12 protein-coding genes and 2 pseudogenes are annotated in these 18,341 nt (G+C 68.5%); 5 read left to right on the top strand and 9 right to left on the bottom strand.

Annotation, left to right across the window (positions count from 1 at the left end; translation table 11 throughout):
* Nucleotides 1–29 precede the first annotated feature (29 nt).
* Entirely contained in the window at nucleotides 30–803 is a 774-nt protein-coding gene (gene istB, locus ACIQVL_RS47035; RefSeq protein ID WP_403478642.1) for an IS21-like element helper ATPase IstB, read from the bottom strand.
* Nucleotides 800–1,993: pseudogene (gene istA, locus ACIQVL_RS47030) on the bottom strand (IS21 family transposase); the annotation flags it as partial. The gene istB and the pseudogene istA, both read right to left, overlap by 4 nt.
* A gap of 59 nt (nucleotides 1,994–2,052) precedes the next feature.
* Between istA and ACIQVL_RS47025 the strand changes: the two are divergent.
* The 3 genes from ACIQVL_RS47025 to ACIQVL_RS47015 are packed head-to-tail and all read left to right on the top strand — an operon-like array spanning nucleotide 2,053 to nucleotide 4,740.
* Complete coding sequence (locus ACIQVL_RS47025; protein WP_403478641.1) at nucleotides 2,053–3,012, top strand: cupin domain-containing protein; 960 nt, start codon at nucleotides 2,053–2,055, stop codon at nucleotides 3,010–3,012.
* A complete protein-coding gene (locus ACIQVL_RS47020) occupies nucleotides 3,009–3,923 on the top strand; it encodes an aldo/keto reductase (protein WP_403478640.1) in 915 nt (304 codons plus the stop codon). The genes ACIQVL_RS47025 and ACIQVL_RS47020 overlap by 4 nt, the downstream gene beginning before the upstream one ends.
* The gene (locus ACIQVL_RS47015) at nucleotides 3,904–4,740 is read left to right on the top strand and encodes a hypothetical protein (RefSeq protein WP_403478639.1); all 837 of its coding nucleotides are present in this window, start codon (nucleotides 3,904–3,906) and stop codon (nucleotides 4,738–4,740) included. The genes ACIQVL_RS47020 and ACIQVL_RS47015 overlap by 20 nt, the downstream gene beginning before the upstream one ends.
* 302 nt (nucleotides 4,741–5,042) lie before the next feature.
* On the opposite strand, the gene ACIQVL_RS47010 is transcribed toward ACIQVL_RS47015, so the two are convergent.
* The 3 genes from ACIQVL_RS47010 to ACIQVL_RS47000 all read right to left on the bottom strand — a co-directional run bounded on the left by ACIQVL_RS47010 (nucleotide 5,043) and on the right by ACIQVL_RS47000 (nucleotide 7,959).
* A complete protein-coding gene (locus tag ACIQVL_RS47010) occupies nucleotides 5,043–5,894 on the bottom strand; it encodes a hypothetical protein (protein ID WP_403478638.1) in 852 nt (283 codons plus the stop codon).
* Between the two features lie 494 nt (nucleotides 5,895–6,388).
* Nucleotides 6,389–6,889 (bottom strand): hypothetical protein, encoded by a 501-nt coding sequence (locus ACIQVL_RS47005; RefSeq protein WP_403478637.1) that lies wholly within the window; start codon nucleotides 6,887–6,889, stop codon nucleotides 6,389–6,391.
* An 881-nt stretch (nucleotides 6,890–7,770) separates the two neighbouring features.
* On the bottom strand, nucleotides 7,771–7,959 hold the full coding sequence (locus ACIQVL_RS47000) for a hypothetical protein (protein WP_403478636.1): 189 nt from the start codon (nucleotides 7,957–7,959) through the stop codon (nucleotides 7,771–7,773).
* A 220-nt stretch (nucleotides 7,960–8,179) separates the two neighbouring features.
* Here ACIQVL_RS47000 and ACIQVL_RS46995 point away from each other — a divergent pair, with 220 nt between their 5' ends.
* Together ACIQVL_RS46995 and ACIQVL_RS46990 are read left to right on the top strand one after the other, a co-directional pair.
* The gene (locus tag ACIQVL_RS46995) at nucleotides 8,180–9,007 is read left to right on the top strand and encodes a hypothetical protein (RefSeq protein WP_403478635.1); all 828 of its coding nucleotides are present in this window, start codon (nucleotides 8,180–8,182) and stop codon (nucleotides 9,005–9,007) included.
* A gap of 20 nt (nucleotides 9,008–9,027) precedes the next feature.
* Nucleotides 9,028–11,037, top strand: a complete 2,010-nt coding sequence (locus ACIQVL_RS46990) for a hypothetical protein (RefSeq protein ID WP_403478634.1) — start codon at nucleotides 9,028–9,030, stop codon at nucleotides 11,035–11,037.
* A 196-nt stretch (nucleotides 11,038–11,233) separates the two neighbouring features.
* Here ACIQVL_RS46990 and ACIQVL_RS46985 read toward each other — a convergent pair whose 3' ends face one another.
* The 4 genes and pseudogenes from ACIQVL_RS46985 to ACIQVL_RS46970 form a co-directional block, all read right to left on the bottom strand.
* Nucleotides 11,234–14,494, bottom strand: coding sequence for a hypothetical protein (locus ACIQVL_RS46985; protein WP_403478633.1), 3,261 nt, complete (start codon nucleotides 14,492–14,494; stop codon nucleotides 11,234–11,236).
* A gap of 662 nt (nucleotides 14,495–15,156) precedes the next feature.
* Nucleotides 15,157–15,397 (bottom strand): annotated as a pseudogene (locus ACIQVL_RS46980) (hypothetical protein); the annotation flags it as partial.
* Nucleotides 15,398–15,423: 26 nt separating this feature from the next.
* The gene (locus ACIQVL_RS46975; RefSeq protein ID WP_403478632.1) at nucleotides 15,424–15,741 is read right to left on the bottom strand and encodes a PadR family transcriptional regulator; all 318 of its coding nucleotides are present in this window, start codon (nucleotides 15,739–15,741) and stop codon (nucleotides 15,424–15,426) included.
* Between the two features lie 339 nt (nucleotides 15,742–16,080).
* Nucleotides 16,081–17,805 (bottom strand): SIR2 family protein, encoded by a 1,725-nt coding sequence (locus ACIQVL_RS46970; RefSeq protein ID WP_403478631.1) that lies wholly within the window; start codon nucleotides 17,803–17,805, stop codon nucleotides 16,081–16,083.
* Nucleotides 17,806–18,341: the final 536 nt, after the last annotated feature.

Here is an 18,341-nt window from a genome sequence, read left to right as displayed (position 1 = left end):
AATTCCCCAGCCCCGGACGCCGATGGCGGCTACTTGACTGACGGCTTGGTGGGCTTGTCGGTGGGGTTCTTGGGGCGCTTGTTGGGGCGGTAGCTGGGGCCGTTCATGATGACCTGGTGGCTGGTGTTGATGAGCCGGTTGAGGAGGGACTCGGCGACGACGGGGTTGGGGAAGAGGGGATACCAGTCGCTGGGCGCCCGGTTGCTCGTGATGATCAGGGACCGCCCCTGCCGCTCGGAGACGAGTTCGTAGAGGTCGTCGGCGTGAGCGGCGGAGAGCTGGCGCATGGCGAAGTCGTCGAGAATGAGCACGTCGGGCCGTACCAGTTCACGGATCCGCTTCTCCCAGGTGCGGTCCGCATGGCCGCCTGCGAGCTCGGCGAGGATCCGGCTGGTCTTGGCGAAGCGGACGTGGGCGCCCTGCCGGACGGCGAGGTGGCCCAGCGCCTGGGCGATATGCGTCTTTCCGACCCCGACCGGGCCGAACAGAATGACGGACTCGCCCGCATGCAGCCAGCGCAGGGCGCCCAGGTCGCGGATCTGGGCGGCGGGCAGTTTCGAGGAGGCGGTGAAGTCGAACTCCTCCAGGGTGACCTGCTGCTCGAACTTGGCCCGCTGGAGCCTGCGTTGGAAGGCGACGGTCTCGCGGCGGGTGATCTCGTCCTGGCAGAGGATCTGGAGGAAGTCGAGGTGGCCGAGCTCGCCGCCGTGGGCCTGGGCGAGGCGAGCGTCGAGGGTCTCCAGCATCCCTGACAGCCGCAGGGACTTGAGGGACTCGCGCAGGGCGGTGTCCATCATGCTCATCGTGCCGCCACCTCGTCTTCGCCGTGGACCTGGTCGTCGCGGGTGTCCTCCGCCGTGTCCGATGGGGTGACGGAGCCGAACAGTCCTTGCGGGCCGTGGAGGAAGGCCGCGGCTCCGGCGTCTCCGCTGGTCTCGGGCTCGGGATCGGTCTCGGTGCCGGCGATGAGGATGCCCTTGATGGTGCGGTAGGACGGGTCGCCGACCGTGATCGCTCTCGCGCAGGCGGCCTCCAGCCGTGTGTCGCTGTACTTCTTCCGCAGTCCGAGAACCCCCTGGGCGGCGCGGAGCCGGTAGAGGGCGTTGACCTCCAGGAGCAGGTCGACGACCTCGCGGCAGGCGTCACCGATCTCGGACGCCTGGGTGCGGCACCAGATGGGTGTCTTCATCTGGAAGGCGATCTTCTCCGGTGGGTAGTCGCTTTTGTCGGTGCGTTTGCCCTGCTCAAGTGCCGCGTGGGTCTTGACCAGACTGCCGTCGAGGAAGACCTGCACCATGGTCGCGGTGGAGCGGACGTCGACCTTGCGGCCGATCAGTTTCCAGGGCACGGAGTAGAGGGTGCGGCCGACCTTGATGTGGATGTCCGGGCCAACGGTGGCCGTCGACCAGCGGGCCAGGGTGAACGGGGTGGGCGGCAGCGGCAGCAGGGCGGCGGCCTCGACCGCACCGAACACAGCCATCGGCGCCGCCCCGCCCAGCGGCCGGCACTTGCGTTGCCCGGCGACCTGCTGGCTCCAGGTGACGGCCTCGGTCTGCATGTGCTCGATCGAGGTGAACTCCCGCCCGCGCCAGAAGGAGTCGCGGACGTAGGGCATGGGCCGCTCCACCCTGGGCTTGTCCTTCGGCTTCGATGCCCTTGCCGGGTCCACCAACGCCCCGTAGTGGGTGGCGAGTTCGGCATACGCCTTGTTGATTTTCGGGTCGTAGAGGTCGGGCTTGTCGACGCCGGTCTTCAGGTTGTCCGGCACCAGACGGCGCGGGACGCCGTCGAAGTAGCGGAAGGCCGCGACGTGTGCCTCGGTCCACGCGTGCTGGTCCAGGTGCAGGACCGGCCGCACGAACATGTGCCGTGAGCAGGGCAGCACCATCACGAACGCCCAGACGCGGTGCCGTTTTCCGGTGCGGGGATTGGTCCACTGGCCCAGGAAGCCGTAGTCGATCTGGGCTTCCTCGCCCGGCTCGACTGGCCCGCGACGGCGACACGCTTGCCCCGCACCGGTACGCGACGGCCGTCACCACCCGCCGCTCCACGGTGTGGCAGCGCGTCCACCCGGCCGAACTGCACCAGCGGCTCGCCGAGGGCGCCTCCCTCGTCATCGACCAGGTCGACCACCTGCACGAGCCGGTCGGCGACCTCGCCGCCGAACTCGAGAGCTGGCTGCGGGCGCCCGTGCAGGTCAACCTGTACGCGTCCTGGACGGCCGCAGAAGGGTTCGGCACCCAGTGGGATGACCACGACGTCGTCGTGGTGCAGGCCGAGGGCGCCAAGCGGTGGCGGCTGTTCGGCCCCACGCGCCACATGCCGCTGCACCGGGACATCGCCGACCCGGAACCGCCACCCGACGAACCCGTCGCCGAACTGGTCATGCGGCCGGGCGACCTGCTGTATCTGCCGCGCGGCTGGTGGCACGCCGTCACCGCGGACCAGGACACCCACTCCCTGCACCTGACCTGCGGTATCACCCCGCCGCACACCGGCGCCCGCCTGCTGAACTGGCTCGCCGACCAGCTCCTCGCCTCCGACACCTTCCGCCGCGACCTGCCCCTGCACGCCGACCAGGCGACCAAGGCCCGCTTCCTCGCCGCACTCGGCAAGGAAACCGCCACCGCGCTTGAGGACCCGTACCTGCTCGACCGCTACGCCGCTGCCCAGGACGCCGCCGACATGGGCCGCATGCGGCCCTGCCTGCCGCACCTGACCACCGTGCCCGCCGATGCCAGTCTGCGGGTGCGGCTGACGACCGGCCGGGCCACGGTCACCGCGGTGACCGTGGCCGGTGAAGACCTGGTCCGCATCACCGGCGCAGGACAGGAGATCGACGCTGCATCCGCGGCCGCACCCCTGCTCCACCGGCTCCTGGAGACCGGCTGGCACCACCTCGGCGACCTCGCCGACACTGCAGACGTGCCCCTGGCCGATGCGGCCGCCCTCGTCGCCGAACTGGTCGCGGCCCAGGTGGCAACCGTCCGCACCAAGAAGGAGGACGCGTGACCGCCTCCCTCGGGCTGGGCACCTACCGGATTCCCGGTGAGGAACTGGCCGCCGCAGCCCGGCGAGCGGCCGCCTCCCCCTCTGTCTGGACCGACACCGCCCCCAACTACGCCGCCGGCCGGGCACAGACCCTCCTGGCCCCCGTCCTGGCCGCTCATCCGGCCCTGCAGGTCTCCACGAAAGCCGGGTACTTCACCGCCGCCACCGGGACCGACGCGGTGCAGGCCGGTGTCCTCACCGAGGACCAGGCCGCGGCCGGGCACAGCCTCACCCCCCAGTACGTGCGCTGGCAGACCAGCCGCAACCGCGAACAGCTCGGGCGCGAGCGACTGGACCTGGCCCTGCTGCACAACCCCGAACATGCCCACCCCGGCGACCGCCCGGCGCTGCACCGGGCGATCCGGGACGCGTTCGCCGTCCTGGAAGAGGAGACAGCAGCCGGACACATCGCCGCGTACGGCGTCGCCACCTGGACGGGCCTGGAACAGGAAGCGTTTACAGTGGCGGAACTGCTCGCCCTGGCCGGCGAAGCCGCCGGCGGCCGTCACCACCTGGCCGCCGTCCAGATGCCGGTCAGCCTGGTGATGATGACACCGCTCACGCAGGCCCTGCACGGCCGTGGCCCGCTCCCGGCCGCCGCCGGCGCAGGGCTGCGGGCGATGGCCTCGGCGCCGCTGCACGGCGGCGAGCTGTCCCACATCGTCGGCCGGGACCTCGCCGACCTCATCCGGCCGGGCCTGACGCCCGCACAGGCGTGCGTTCTGGCGGTCGCGTCATGCCCAGGGGTGACGGACGTCCTGGTGGCCGCCTCCGGTGCGTCACACTGGAAGGAGGCGGCCGACGCGGTCGACCAACCGCCCCTGACCGTGGCCAAGTTGCGGGAGATCACCGGTGTACTCGCCGCCCCCTGACCCGGACACCGAGCGCCGCATGCGCGCCCACCACGCCCATGCCGCCCATGCCCTGGACGCGCGGACCGAGCCGGGCATCACGTTCTGGGGGTGGGCCGGGCGCACCCTGGGCGCCCCGGCCCGCACCGCCGACGGCCGGCCGGCGTGGCTGCGCCTGGTGTCCGCGCCGCAGGACAAGGCCTCGGGGAAGCTGTGGGACGGTGCCCTGGACGCCCAGCACGCCTTCGGCGACCTCGACGGGCACCGGCCCGCCCTCCTGGCCGTCCACGACGCCGTCGACGACGGCACCGCCTACCGGGCCGAGCTGTCGGCGCGCATGGACGAGCCGGTCCTGTCCGACGACCCGATCCTCCGGCACGAACTCTCGTTGCCGGCGGCTTGGTGGACCGACCTCACCGGGACACTGGCGAAGGTGGCAGCCGCCACCACCGACCGCGTCGCCGTACGCCAGCGGTACATGGACCGGGCGATCCCCGAGTTCGTGGGCATCCCAGCCCCGGCTGTCACCGCCTGGACCGCCTCCCACGGCGACGTGCACTGGGCGAACCTCACCGCCCCGCCGCTACGGATCCTGGACTGGGAAGGCTGGGGCTTGGCACCGGAAGGCTTCGACGGGGCCACCCTCTACGCTTACACACTGCTCCAGCCCGACACCGCCACCCGCGTCCGTACGGCCTTCCCCGTCCTGGGCAGCCGGGCCGGCTTCGCCGCAGAAGCGACGGTGTGCGCCCAACTGCTCCAGACAGTGAGCCGCGGGGACAACCCCACTCTCGAAAGACCGCTGCGGAACTGGTCCGAAGAACTCCGCCGCCGCTGATCTATGGAGCTCACACACTTCTTCCAGGGCAGGGCCTCAGTTTCGGAGATCACGAACAGGACTGTGATCTTCCTAGCTGTAAAGGCGGCGGCGCGCGGGGTGATCGGAGGGGGCACCCGCACGGCGAACTGGGCACGCCATCGAAAGGCAGCTCGTACATCTCCGGGCGGGGGAGGGGTGCGTCAACTTCGTCCGGTTCTGCCCAAGTCGGCGCTCCGCACGAGACCAGCTCGGGGCCGGGTGAAGAAGGCAGGGTGGGGATGACATTCGGGGACAGCATGGAGGCTTGTGCGGGAGCAGGGTTATTCGCGGGGGACTGCCCAGACGGCGGCGACGATGATGGATCCGGGCAGAAGGAGTGAGGCTTCGCCGAGTGTGTAGACCAGCCAGGCCGGCAGAGCGGCCCAGTGGGTGTAGGGGATGCCGACGGCGATGCCGCTTGCGACGGCGAGGATGCCACCTATGTAGAGAGTCGTCCAGGATGCTATGTGCACGCGCCGGTTGAGCAGGACTTCGTCGCGCCACTGAGTTGCTGTCTGTCCGGTGGGCAGTGTGGAAGGAGCTGTGGGCAGAGGCTTGCGCCAGAAGTAGAAGACTGCGGTGCAGGCGAGGGCGCCGCTGCCCCAAATCAGGGCGTCGGCCCATCCGGCGGCATTGTGGCGCAGGATGGAGTTGGTGAAGCCGCTTGCGGACACGGTGACCATGAGCGTGGAGAACTGGGCTGCGAACTGGATGAGTCCGCGGAAGAAGCCGACCGTGCCGTGGGTGTTGCGGCCGTAGGCGGGTAGCAGCCAGGCGAGGGCCACGATCACCACGACGGCATCTCCGGCGAGGATCGCGCCTGAGAACAGCTGTTCTGTGATGCCTCGGGTGCACACCAGTTCGCCGGAGGTGAGTGCGTAGAGGTAGGACGCGGTGGCCAGTCCCACGAAGCAGGGCAGCATGAGTCTTAAGGCGCGGGAGGCGTGGCCGTCCCCCTGGGTCGGGTTTCGCTCGCCTATGACGACGACGATGCCGGCGAAGACGAAGCCGGCCATGATGCCGCAGAAGGCGCTCATGGCACTGGCGGAGCCGATGGAGCTCCAGTCGATTCCGCCGGCTCCGCTGCTGCAGGTGTCGGGCTTGAACGCGGCAAGCCTCTCAAGAGAAGTCATGGCCGCTGATGCTGACAGCGTGTCATTGATCGCGGGCGGGGGTTGACAGGATCGTGTCCTGCTTGTTGGCGCACTCGGGGCGCATGGCAACAGCGCGCAGACAGGCGGCCTCGCGCCTGCGCTGAGGAGCCGCCGGTTGTGCACTTGGTCCGATCGTCCTGTGTCCGGCTGTTGTCGCAGTGCCTTCACGAGTGCCGCAAGAGTCGCCCAGGCGCCGCCTGTGCCGGTCTTGCAGGTTTGGCTCGTTGGATGTCAGGCATGGGGGGTGGCGATGCGCGCCCAGACGATCTTTCCGCCGGAACACTCTGCACCGTGCGCTCGCTCGACTCCGTGAGGAGTTGCAGTACCGAGACCCTGGTTCTGCTGCGGCGTCCGCAACCGAGCGCCGATGCCCGACGGGTGGCCGACGGGCCCGATGATGCGCGGGATGCACCGCATCATCCCCGGCACGGGACGGTGCTCACCAACCGGTGGGTGTCCCCTGCCTACCACTGTTATGCCTGATCTCGCAGGGCCTCCAGCTCCGCGCGCAGCGCCGCGTTCTCTGCCATCAGCTCGGCCTTGCTGCGCCTGTCTGCGGGCGGCCTCCGGGCGGAATGACCGGGTCTTTGAGAGCGGTCTTTTTGCGGAGGTTCAGCGACTGGTCCGAGAGGTTCGAAGGCGACGATCACGGCTGGGTCCAGCCCGCACTCTGAACATCGCTCTTTGTCGCAGACCCCGCCATCGGGTCGTGGGCTGTTCTGGATACGGATCGCCTCGATGACGTGGCCGCAGTACAAGCGCAGCCGCCACCTCTGCAGCTCCCATGGAGGAGTTGGAGGTCCCAGGAGCTGGCGTATCTTCTTCCGCTGCTCCTCTGACCAGGCAGGAGCCTTGGCGAGCTGACGCTGGACCCACTCATGGACCTGTACAGCCTCGTGCTGGCGGCGATGATCGGCCTTGGTCAGTTGGTAGTCCGCCAGGGGCACGCCATGGCGCAGATACTCGACTTCCATTTCAAGGAGGGTAAGGAGACGAGGCCCCTTCTGGGGAGGAGTCCTTCGGGGAGGCACTCCTTCGGATGACTCGGTGTCACAGAGTTGTGCAGGATCGAAGTACAGCGACCGTCGGCCCTCGCGGCGCCCCCGCTGCCGAGCAAGCATTGACTCGTACGACCTGCCGGACAGGCTGGCAAGCCGCTGCCCGTCGGCCAGGACGGCGGCCGTCCGGTGCGTTGTCGTCAGCGGCCGGACGCGCCGCCCGTCCGGGGCCGGGCAACCTGCACGGTCAGCTCGGCGCGCAGATCGCGGCCCGCACCGGCCGCGGCCTGTGCCTGCAGCTCCGCGAGTTCGTCGTCACCGAGGCCGTCGACCTAGGCGGTCGTGCGCCGGTACTTGGCCTCTTCCTCGTCGTGCAACTGCTGCTCGTACCAGTCGAGTCCCGGTTCGGCGGCGATCCGGGGGCGGCAGGCTTCGTCCTGCTGGCGCCGCTCGTCGGCCCGCTCGACGACCTCGCACGGGTAGACGGTCGGCGGCCGGGCTCGGCCTGGATGCGGCGGCGGGCAGCGCGTCGGCGGTGGGCTGACCGGCGCCGACGTGGCGGCGGAAAGCCGTCAGCAGCTGCTCGCTGGGCAGCCACCGGCCGTGCAGCACCTTGTGGAGGGCGCTGCACGTCAGCCGGCCCGCTGCCTCGGGCGCGGCGACGAGGGTCCGCAGGGACGGGGTGCCGGCCGTGACGCGCACCCGCTCCATGGCCCGGCCTAGTCCGGCCAGGATGGTGACCCGGCCCGGCCGCCCGGCACGTGCGGGGCGCGGGGTTGCCTTGGCACCGGCCGCGCTCGCCGCCGCGGCCCTGTCTGCGGCCGTGACCAGCTCGGCCCGGTGGGCCGTCAGCCTGCTCAGCGGATCAGCTTGTGGAAGAAGTACACCGAGGCCGCGAAGGCTCCGCCCCCGGCGAGGCCGGCTGCCGCAAGGGTGCCGTCGTTCAGGACGGTCAGCACACCGGCGCCGATCGCGGTGAGCACGCCGAACAGGAGGATGAGAGCGGCGCGTTGGTCGAGCAGCGGGTCGCGGTCGTGGTTGCGCACATCGGCTCCGTGGAGGAAGGAGGAAATGCCGGCGGCTTGGGTGCTGCCGGGTCTGGTTGCTGATGCTGTAGCTGATACATCCCGGGACCCCCTCGCGTGATCCATGTCACAAGGGTGGTGCCCGGGAAAGGCGAGGGGAGAAGGGCGGCACGGCCCTATGAGGTGGGTGTGAGGCAAACCCAGGAAACCGACGAGCCGGCCGCAGCGCGAAGGAGTGCACATGTCTGACGAGGCAGCGGGCACTCCCCGGCACTCCGACTCGCCCCTGGACGGCGAAGCCGGACTGCTCCTCTTGGACGGCGAACTCGCCTGCTGGGAAGGGCTCACCGAATCAGGAGTCCCCGACGAGAGCGAGGACGGCCGCGCTGCCCGCCGCGCCCAGGACGCCCAAGTCGTCGAGATCCTGCGCGGACAGAACTTTGCCGGCCCCCTGCTCGACAGGTTCGCCGGCCAGTTGATGGAGTACGCCTGGCCCGTCCTGCTCGACTGGACCTACACCGGAGAGATCTTCCGCAAGGCCCGTCGCGCCGGGTGCCCGGTCCCCGAACCCCTGATCATCCCGAACTGGAACCAGGACGACCGCTACGAGGTGGTGGCCGACTCCGTCCTCGGCGGCCTGGACACCTTCCGCAACAACGCCCTGGCGGGCGGCAGATGGAGTCCCGCCAAAGGCGCTTCGCTGAAGACCTACTACGTGGGCTCCTGCGTCTTCGCCTTCCGCAAGGTCTACGAGGCATGGAGCAGGCAGTACACCAATGCGCGGCGCGCGCAGACCTATACCGGGTCCGACGACGACCCCGTGGTGGCTCTTCCCGACCAGCGCGCCGCGGACCCCTGTCACACCGCCGTCGTCCACGACACGATCGACCGCATCCTGCCGCTGCTGACCACCCGCGAACTGCGTGCGGCCGTGGCCTGGCGCGGGGCGGGCTGTACGCAGGAGGAAGCCGCCGAGCGCGCCGGACTGACCGTGAAGGCGTTCGAGGGGCGTCTCGCCCGCGTACGTACCAAGGTCCGCGACCAGCACACCGAAGGGGGAGCTCGATGACCGCGCAGACAGGAGGAGCCATGGACGCCAACCAGGCGGCCAGCAGCTACGACGCCTTCGACGCCCTGCTGGAAGCCTCCAGCCTGGGAGCCCCGCGTGCGCGGGCGGTGCGCCAGCGCACGCCCGCCGCCATCCGCGACCTGCTCACCTCCCGCCTCGCCGCCCGAGGCCTCACAACCCCGGACACTGCCGGGCAGCCCGCACCGCATCGGGTCACCCAGGCCGCGCAGCCCCCGTCGCCGCAGGCCAGGAAAGGACGTGATCTTCCATACGCGTTGCCAGTAGGCAGCAGGTCACACCATGTTATGCAATTCAAGGGATATTCCCGTACCGGAAAACTGGATCTTTTCTCTCGCCGTGGCTGCGCTTCGGTGGCTGAACTGGAGCGAAGCATTACTGGCCTGGTGGGCAGCTTTTTCGGACGCATGCTGCTGCAGAGTCTTTTGTGGCGCTCGACGGAAACGGTTGCCGGAGCATCAATGAAAACGGGGTGGTCCACGCAACTCTACTTCACTGAACCGGGCGGCAGTTGCAGCATGCTTGGGCGTTATGGCGTGGGAACTAAACTTGACCTGGCATCAGCTCTCGTTCCCGCGAATACCTGGCATTTTGATGTTACGCCCGGAGCCCTTCTCGGGAACGGAAAGTTCCTGAATGCCAACAAATATGCCCGTGTAGAATCCGGTTGGCCGCACTCGTATGGACAGAGTGTCTTCAATGACGCCTGGACGCGGGCGTGCAGCGACGTGGCACAGCACCTTTCGACGGTCCCCGATACGGCTTTGCTGACTGGTTCCGGGTATTGCATGGCTTGGGTGCACGTATTTGACCCCTGCGCGTGCGTGATGAGCGCACAGACCCGGCGGGGCATCGCCCCGGCAGCACGGCATGTGCCCGGCGCGGTCATGCGGACGCAGTGTGATGCGTGCGGGCCAAGGGCCGGGTCTGCCGCGGCGTACGCCCTCCGGGCGGCTGTCTCCCTCCATGACACCCAAGGCAGTAAGGGAAGCAGTCGCCAGGCTGAGGAGAAGAGCAAAGGCGAGAGTGGAAGGCACTGGCAAGATCACCTTCTCGCCGCCTGCGGGCGGGGAGCACCGGGCAGAGCAGCTGCTGGGTGGGAAAGCGGATGGGAACAGCTTGTGTACCGGTTGATTGGATGGTCGGCTGCACCATGCGACTGTCCGACGGCAGAGACAAGGTGGCGTGACATGCGCGCCTCGCGGGAAGAACGGCAGGCATCGAAAGTAACAAGCCCCCAATGCAGCTGGTCTCATGAACCCAGCGAGTTCTGGTCCACTTCCCGCCGAGTTCCGGGAAGGTTCCCCGTCGATTTGGAGGCCTGTATGGAAGCCTGGTTTGGCGGCAATATCCGAGGACCCGTCCCTGGAATTGTCGCCGCCACCCACACGGCAGAACTTCTGCGATCCGAGCTGATCGAAAGGCTGGAAGAACAGGCTGCTGATCCGCTCTCTCTGGCACTGGAACCGCTGTGGACTGCCTTTCCCCTTCAGTCGGGTATGAAATGCTGCGCAGGGAAAACACAGGAATCATCCACGGGTCAAGAAGTCAGCAGACTGCTCCTTCCGACAGACAGTTACCGGACTGTTTTTTCGGTCGATTCTGCCTGCAGCCACTGCCACCCCTACACGGTGCTTGCTATTGAGGGGGTGTCGAAAGAGCGGACGGCATGGACTTTTTCCGGTCCGCTCGCCGCAGGAAAGGAGAGGGGTCCGGGAGGGCTCGTGCTTGCATGCGCGGCGGACCACGAGGCCATCGTTGAAACAGAGCCCTGCGGTTGCATTCGTGTGAGCCGAAGTGATGGCGAAATCGTGCTGCGGATGAATCTGTCAGATCTTGCGCAGTTCCTGGACGTGGCGCGCGAAGACGCGGACTCTACAAACGAGCACGACCGTCTGGGACGTCCCGCGCACAGCATGCGGGAGAACACCGACGACCAGAACGCACTTCACCGCATGCCGTCCGGCGACGCTCTCCTTGTGGAATGGCTGAACGATGCACACCGCCACTGACCTGACTGCGGCAGCTGGTCGAATCCCGCAAGACTCAAAGACCCGACCGGGGCGCACAGTCGCAGGGAGTCATGCGAACAAGTATCCTCAACCGCCAAGCGAGGATGAGACTGTGCGATACGCGGAGATGGTCCCTGCTGCCGGTGGCCGCCGACAGTACGCAGATCCGTGAGCGTTTCGCCTCAAGAATGGTCGGTCAGTTCCCATACACGTCGTCGATTGCTCCGGCGTTGATCAGGGCAGTGCGCAGTGCGTTGTGTTCGGGGGTGTCCCGGACGGGGGAGCTGGCGTAAAGCGCGGTGGCATGGCGGACGGTCCGGGTACGCCGGTAGCCGTCCAGGGGCCCGTGGTCGAGGGTTGCGGCGGCGATGAGCTGGGCGGCGGGGGAGTGCGGGCTGCGGGCGGCGCGTTCGGCGATGCGGTAGGCGTCTTCCAGGTCGGGCTGCTGGCTGAGGGTGGCGGCGGTGAGCTCGAGCCAGGTGCTCTCCTCGAGGATGTCGGCGAAGGCGAAGCGCCCCACCCCGCGCAGGGCCGCAGGCGCAAGACGGGCCTCCAGTACGGCACGCCACAGGGCCGCGGCCTGCTCGGCCACGTCGCTGCTTGCCATGTGAGCGGTGTAGGTGGCGAGCCGGGACAGCATCGTGCTGACGGCCTCGGCCCCGCCTGGGCAGGCGGCCAGATGGGCGAGGAACTGCCCTGCGGGGCCGAGGGGTTCGGTGTCGTCCAACAGTGCGAGGAAGACTTTGTCGAGGGCATCTTCGGCCTGCGGCACACACAGGGCATGCCACAGGCCGGTGCGCTCCAGCCGGGCCAGCAGCGCAGCATCGGGACGCCCGTGGGTAAGCCAGACGCGTGCGGGGCGCCAGACGTGGTCCAGGGACAGGAGCGTGTCGGCCTGGCAGGTGGTCCAGACAGGGGCATGGCGGTGGAGCTGGGCGAGGCAGAACCCGATGACGGCGAGGGCCTGGTCGTCCGGCTCGGCGCTCAGGAGTTCCTCCAGCGTCGACGTCAGTGGTTCGGGCAGCTCTTTCCTGGTCTGCCGCACCTGGTGGAAGCCCCAGGCGGCCAGGGACAGCAGGGCGCTGGCGCCGGGCGCCGTCACGGCCGCAGTCAGCGGCGAGGAGGTGTCCAGACGCGGTGTGCTCCAGCCGGTAACCAGGCCGCGCAGCCACGTCACGGCGTCCGCCTCCACCTTTCGCAGCGACATGCCGTTGTCCCAGGCGTAGTGCAGGAGGTTGGATACGACCAGCTGCAGCTGTTCCGCCTCCGGCCCGTCGCCTTCCTGCGGGCGTACGGCGAAGGCGGCCTCGGCGACGGGGACCAGCGAGCTGGATTCCAGGCGGCCGCTGCCGGCGGCGAGGTGGAGGGCGTTGAAGTAGGAGGCCTGCAGCGCAGGGCGCGCGGCGGCCGCCGCGATCACGGCCGGGTCGGCGGCCCAGGCCTGCGGGTCCTGGGCCACGAGCTCGCCCAGCAGCCCGGCACGATCTTCGTCAGCATAGTGTTCGTTGGTGACGGGGGCTTCGGCGAGCGCGGTGACTGCGGCAGCTGTCCCCTCGGCCCGGGCCTGTGCGGTGAAGGTCTCCAGAGGGAGCCCTCCGTAGGCCTCCACCCAGGTGCTGGTCTTCACGACCGGATCGGGCCGGCCGGGCGGCGGCCCGTATTTCTCCTCCATCAGGTCCAGTACCGGCTGCCACGGTGCCCGCACCGTGGCGGGCAGTACCGGTGACAGCCCCCGCACGATCCGCCACGGGCTGGGCACCGGCCCGGGAAAAGCATCGGCCCACGCACGCATCTCCGCCGCGTCGGGCGGAGCGCCCAGGGTTTCTGCCAGCGCCGCCTCCATCTGCGTCCGGAACTCGGGCGGGCAGTGGGCGTCCAGCAGGGCGAGGAAGTCGGCGAGGTCGGCGTTCGGCCATCTCCCGCCTCCCGCCTGCCGTGCGGCAGCGATGGCGGTCTGCCACCAGTCGGCCGAAGCCTCGGACTGCAGGCTGTCGTGGGGCCAGGACTCGGTCAGGTGCGTAGCCAGCAGCCGTGCCCGATGTTCGGTGGCGGGCAGCTTGCCGTGCACGCCCCGCAGCCGTTGTGCGACAGGCACGCCCAGCCGTGCCTCGGCCAGGGCGAGATCGAGCACGGCCCGCATCAGCGTCACGACGATCGCACGCGGCGGGTCGGCCACCGTGACCGTGCCGAGTTCGTTGACCAGTTCGGCCTGCAACGACGTGTCCGGGTCGCCGAGATGGCCGGCGAGAACACCGGCGAGTGCGGAGCGGATGATTCCCCCGAGCCGGTCCGGGCCTGTGCGCAGCCGGCCACCGGGGTGCGCGGTAGCGAGGAGTTCCCGTAGCAGCTGCCCGCTCTCCCACGACTCGCGCGTGGTGAAGTCGCGGTCTTGCAGGATGTTCTCCGCCACGGCAACCCACTGTCCCGTCCGCTCGGAGACGGGAACACCGACGGCCCAGTACGCGGCCTGGACCCGGACGAACTGCTCCGGCTGGGAGCGCACCAGACCGGCCAGCACGGAGGCCGCCGCCATACCCGCCTCGCCGAGAAGGGCGACCGCCTGCGACAGGGCACCGGGCCCCTGTGCACGGATCGCCTCCAGGTTCTCCTTGACCCAGGCGCACACCTGCTGCGGGTCCTCGGCCAGCAGTCGCCGCAGGTATGGCCCGGCCGGCCAGCGTGTCTGCTCGGGCAGCAGCCGGGCCATCGGCAGCAGGTCGAGCCAGTGCGCGCTCACAGCGGCCTGGAAGAAGTACACCCCTGCCCGCGGGTCGGTCATTCTTTCGACCTCGTCCGCGTCCTGCTGCACCGGGTTTTCCAGCCGGGCCAGCTCCCGCAGCCGCTCCGCCCGCTCGGGCAGGGTGAGGAAGAGCTGTTCCATGGCGGCCGTGATGTCGTCGAACTGGCGGCGTGTCCCGTCGGCCCCGCTGTCGGAGCCGTGCAGGACACCGGAGGCGGAGCTGTAGAAGGCGCTCCAGCTGCGGGCCGCTTCCGTCTCGGCCAGTCCCATCTCCTGCCGGGTCTGTTCGGCTACCAGACGCCCGATCTGCCGGGTGCGGAACCCGCCGCGGTCCTCCTGCTCGGCACGCAGTTCCTCGACCGCAGCGGCAAGGATGTTCAGATCCGCAGCCTCCACCTCGTGCTGCCGGCGCCAGGCATCCGTCACGGCTCCGGCGGCCTCAGCGACTGCCTTGGTGGCACTGCGCAGTCCGGGGAATTCCTCGCCCGCGATACTCAGGACGCTGTCCAGTGCGCCCCGCAGACACGACTGTGCCACTTCATACGGCGCATGGAACGCGTCGGTGTTGTTCAGGACGTGGGCGGCGTCCCGCATCAGGTTCAGGGCCCGCCGGCCCTTGTCGCCTTGAGCCTGCAGGGCTGAGACGAGCTCCGGGCGTATCGCGCACGCGGCCAGCGACGGCCCGGCCTGCTGTGCAGGGGCAAGGGGATCAGACACCGGCTCACCGTAGCCTCCGGCCCGAGCGTGACGCCTTGCTGGACCAGCGTCGCGGCCCGGACGATCCAGGGGATTCCGGGAACGGACCCGGCTGCCCGACCTTGCTCTTCAACCCCGGGCACCCGTCTTGCGTGAGGATCGTCAGACGATGTGCGCTTTTGCCTACGCCGCGGCGGGCGGCTACGGGTGCCGGGAGCCGTCGTGCCTCGGTGCGAGTTCGATGCCGCGAATTCTGCGGAGCCAGCTGACAAACAGCCGGAGTGTGATTCCGCACCCGGCGCACCATCCCCAGCCCTCGGTGACCAGGGCATGGAAACCGTCCTCGTGCTGGATGTACAGGATCTGCGTACCGACGGCCAGTGCAATGAGCGTGTGTGCGCGCGACTCCACTGACAGCAGCCAGTCCACAGGCCTCCACACTGGTGCAGCAAGGTCGCGAAGCCGCATCCGCAGCGCCGCCCAGAGGAAGCCGATTGCGTAGTGCATCCTGCGGCGTGAAGAGAGGACGATGCCGTTCCCGGGGTCGCCGGCGAGGACTGCGGCCCACTCTTCCCGGAGGTGCGCCCTCCGCTCTCCCGCGAGGAAGGAAGCGAAGGCCAGAGTTTGAAGTCCGGCCCTGCCGCTCGGACCGTCTGTGCTTGTCGGGGACTCGGGCTCCTCCTCGGCCCCTGGCAGAGCAGAGCGGGAGCGCAGAGCAGTGAAGAGCAGACCGACGGCGGCGATCAGGATTGCGGCAGCCGTTAGGACGCCGAATATCCAGCCGGCCGTGAGCATGGTCTGGGCGAACGCCGGCGCGGGGTCGAGCATCTTCAGGATGAAGCCGACGAGCAGGAGGACCGCTGCCGCTGTGCCGAAGAGGACTGGTGCCAGTACGGCGGTAACGGCAATTGCTCCGGCGCCGGCGGTACCAGTGCGTTGCTCTTCTGTGCTCACGTCGGGCCTCCTTCGGCTGCGGCGTGCAGTCCAAAGAGTCGAGGCTTACGTTCCCGGGCCTGGCTGGCTGCACGCTGGCCGAGGGCGGTGAGTTCGTAGTAGTACCGCTTCGGGCGTCCTGGGTGCTCAGCTGTTTCCTCATACCGGGTGGCCCACCCGGCGTCGAGCAGGCGCTCAAGGATGGGATACACGGTCCCGGACCCGAGGTCGGCTTCCTCGCAGATCTTCAGACCCCACGCAGGGTCGTCGGCAGTGGACGCCAGCAACACTTTGATCACTTCAAGTGTTGGGCGCGTAAGGCGAATTGAGGCCATGTCACGAGTGAAGCACCGTACCCACCGTATGTCGAGTACGACAGTCGAGCGGGTTGGGTTCTCGTTGCGGAGCAGACGGAGACGCTGATAACCCCCTGTCCCTATGGCTTCGGGCCTCGAACGGCGTCTCGGATTCCGAGGGAGAGGCACGCCTCCTTTATGGGGTTCACAGCAGGAGAGCTGCTGGTCCCAGGGCGGCAAGAGGGGGCCTGGTCGCTGCACGGAGGGTGTAAGGCGGGGGAGGGACACGGACAGCGCCCGCCCCGTTGGCGGGCCCGCTGCGAGCGCCAGAGGGCGAGCGCTCCAGCCCGGTAGCAGATGCCCGGGCCCTGGCATCTGCTACCGGGATCCCAGCTGGGTCGTCTTGGTTCTGAGCGTGGTTGCGGTTGCTTTCCTGGCCTGCTGGAGCCGGTCAAGGTCGCCGCCGAGGAGGCCCGCGAGGATCAGAGGGTGGTTGTCGCCGTAGCGGTCGATCTCTTTCTTCAGCCAGGTGGAGGGGGCCGGGGTGTGCAAGTTGGAGAATCCCCTCGGACGGATGTGAGGCTGGCTGAATCCCAGCTCGGCATCGTGCTGCACGAGCAGGCGCAAGTACTCGAAGCGTTCCCAGGCGTCGAGGTACGCGGTCTCGCTGAGAGCGACGTGCTGGGTGAAGACGGGGTGCAGCTGGGTGTGGAGGCGTTCGGAGGCGGCCTTGCCGATGCCAAACGTTTCCTGGGGGCTGAGAAGTGCGGCCGCGCTGTAGGTCTTCCCGCTGAACTCGTTGTGGGCGGTGGGTTCGTGCAGGACGCGGACGAGGGTGGCCCAGCGTTCCGCGGCCAAGGCGGCGATGCCTGCCGCGTAGACCATCATGGTGGCCGGGGCCTGGACTAGTCTGATCAGGGCGGTGTCTCCGTCCCGGATGAGCGGCGCACCCAGGTGCTCGATGCTGGGGAGCCACCAGCGGTCGGTGCTGTTGGTGCCCCAGTAGGCCGTCGTGGCGACCAGAGCGAGGAGAAGCTCCGCCTCGGCTTCCAGGGTGTCGAGCCGGCGGCCGTGCTCGGTCTGGGTGTCTGCGGAGGTGTCATAGGCCCCCCAGGGGCCGCTGGTGCGCAGAGGAAGGGACGCGACGCGGCTGATCTCGCGCCGGAGAGTGTCGTGCAGGGAGATGGCCTGCCCGGTGCCGGACAGAGCGCGTTTGGCGACAGCGACGGCCACCTCGATGCTCGCCGGGTGCTGCCGGGCCGTATCGACGAGCGCGTCGACGGCGTCGGCAGCCTGGGCGAAGAAGGTGTCGGCATCCGTCTGGACGTAGGTGGTACCCCGATGGATGAGGAGCTCGCGGGCGACTTCGGACAGCTCACGAGGGTCGGTCCAATACGAGGCGAAGAACCGAGTGGTGCTCCGGGAAAGGGCATTGCGCAGGGCAGGGTCCCAGGTGGCCGACCAGCCAGAGATGACCAGTCCGTAGTCGGCGAAGACACGGTCCAGCAGGGCGTCGACGTCGGGGGCGTAGCGATCGAGTTCCTCAGGAGTGTTGAGCATGCTCGTGGGGGTGAGGTAGTCCCCATGGAGATGCACGACAAGGCACTTGATCGTGTGCAGCGGAGCCAGGCCGGCAGCTCCGTCAGAGCCGGCGACAACGGTGGGCTCGACACCCGCCTCGCGCAAGGCGGTCTCTATGAGCCGGTCGAAGTTCGTCGTCAGCACGATACGCACGTGCCCCGCGGCGACCAGGCGGGCGACTGCACGATGCGCGACCGTAGGCCGCTTACGGCCCTCTTCACGCTCTTGTTCATCAGGCTCGAAGTATGAACGCAGCATCGCCTGCCGCTCGAACGGCGTGTTCGTGAGCTCAGCCAGGAGACCGTCATAGGTGGCGGCACGGCCATAGCGCTCCTGGTACCAGATATGAGGCTCTCCGATCCCGCTCACACCCTCAGCAGCCGCCAGACGCTCGATGAGGCGCCGCTGGACATCCCACGCCGACGGCATACCCGCCGCAATCGAGGCGCCAGCCCCGAGCAAGACCGCGTATCCACCCGGCGTATCACGCATGGCGAACGCAAGCTTTAGATACGGCTCCACAACACACCTCCAGGCCCGCACGCATGACGACATGACAGAACAGCACCGCCACACAGCGGTCCTCCCACACCCCACCTTACTGTCACACTGACGAGAACTGGAACACGCCCCGACAACACCCACGCACAAACCGGCGCCGTCAGGCGCCCCCCCCACACACACAACACCAAGGCGCCGACAGGCGCCCGGCCCTCCAAAACCCCACCCCACCAACCCACATGACACCACCACACCTGACAAACCATCACCAACCGGAGCGCACCAGCGCTCCGACAAAAACCACGCTCCTCCAAAGAACCCAAAAAGGCCGCGCCAGCGGCCAACATAAAAACAAAAACAATTTTGCCGCCAGGCAAAATACATTACCCCCTCCATCCACCCACAACCCAGAATTTGCCGCCAGGCAAATTCACACGCTAAAACCAGGGCCGCGCCAGCGGCCCGGCATAAACCACAAAAGAATTTGCCGCCAGGCAAATTCCGGGGCGAGGAATTCCGCCAGGAATTCCCAAAGGGGCTTTATGCCCCTCCGCCCC

The sequence above is a fragment of the Streptomyces sp. NPDC090499 genome (assembly GCF_044769305.1).
Lineage (GTDB): Bacteria > Actinomycetota > Actinomycetes > Streptomycetales > Streptomycetaceae > Streptomyces.
The sequence above is the reverse complement of the archived record's forward strand: the minus strand, read 5'-3'. Positions and strand labels throughout refer to the sequence as shown.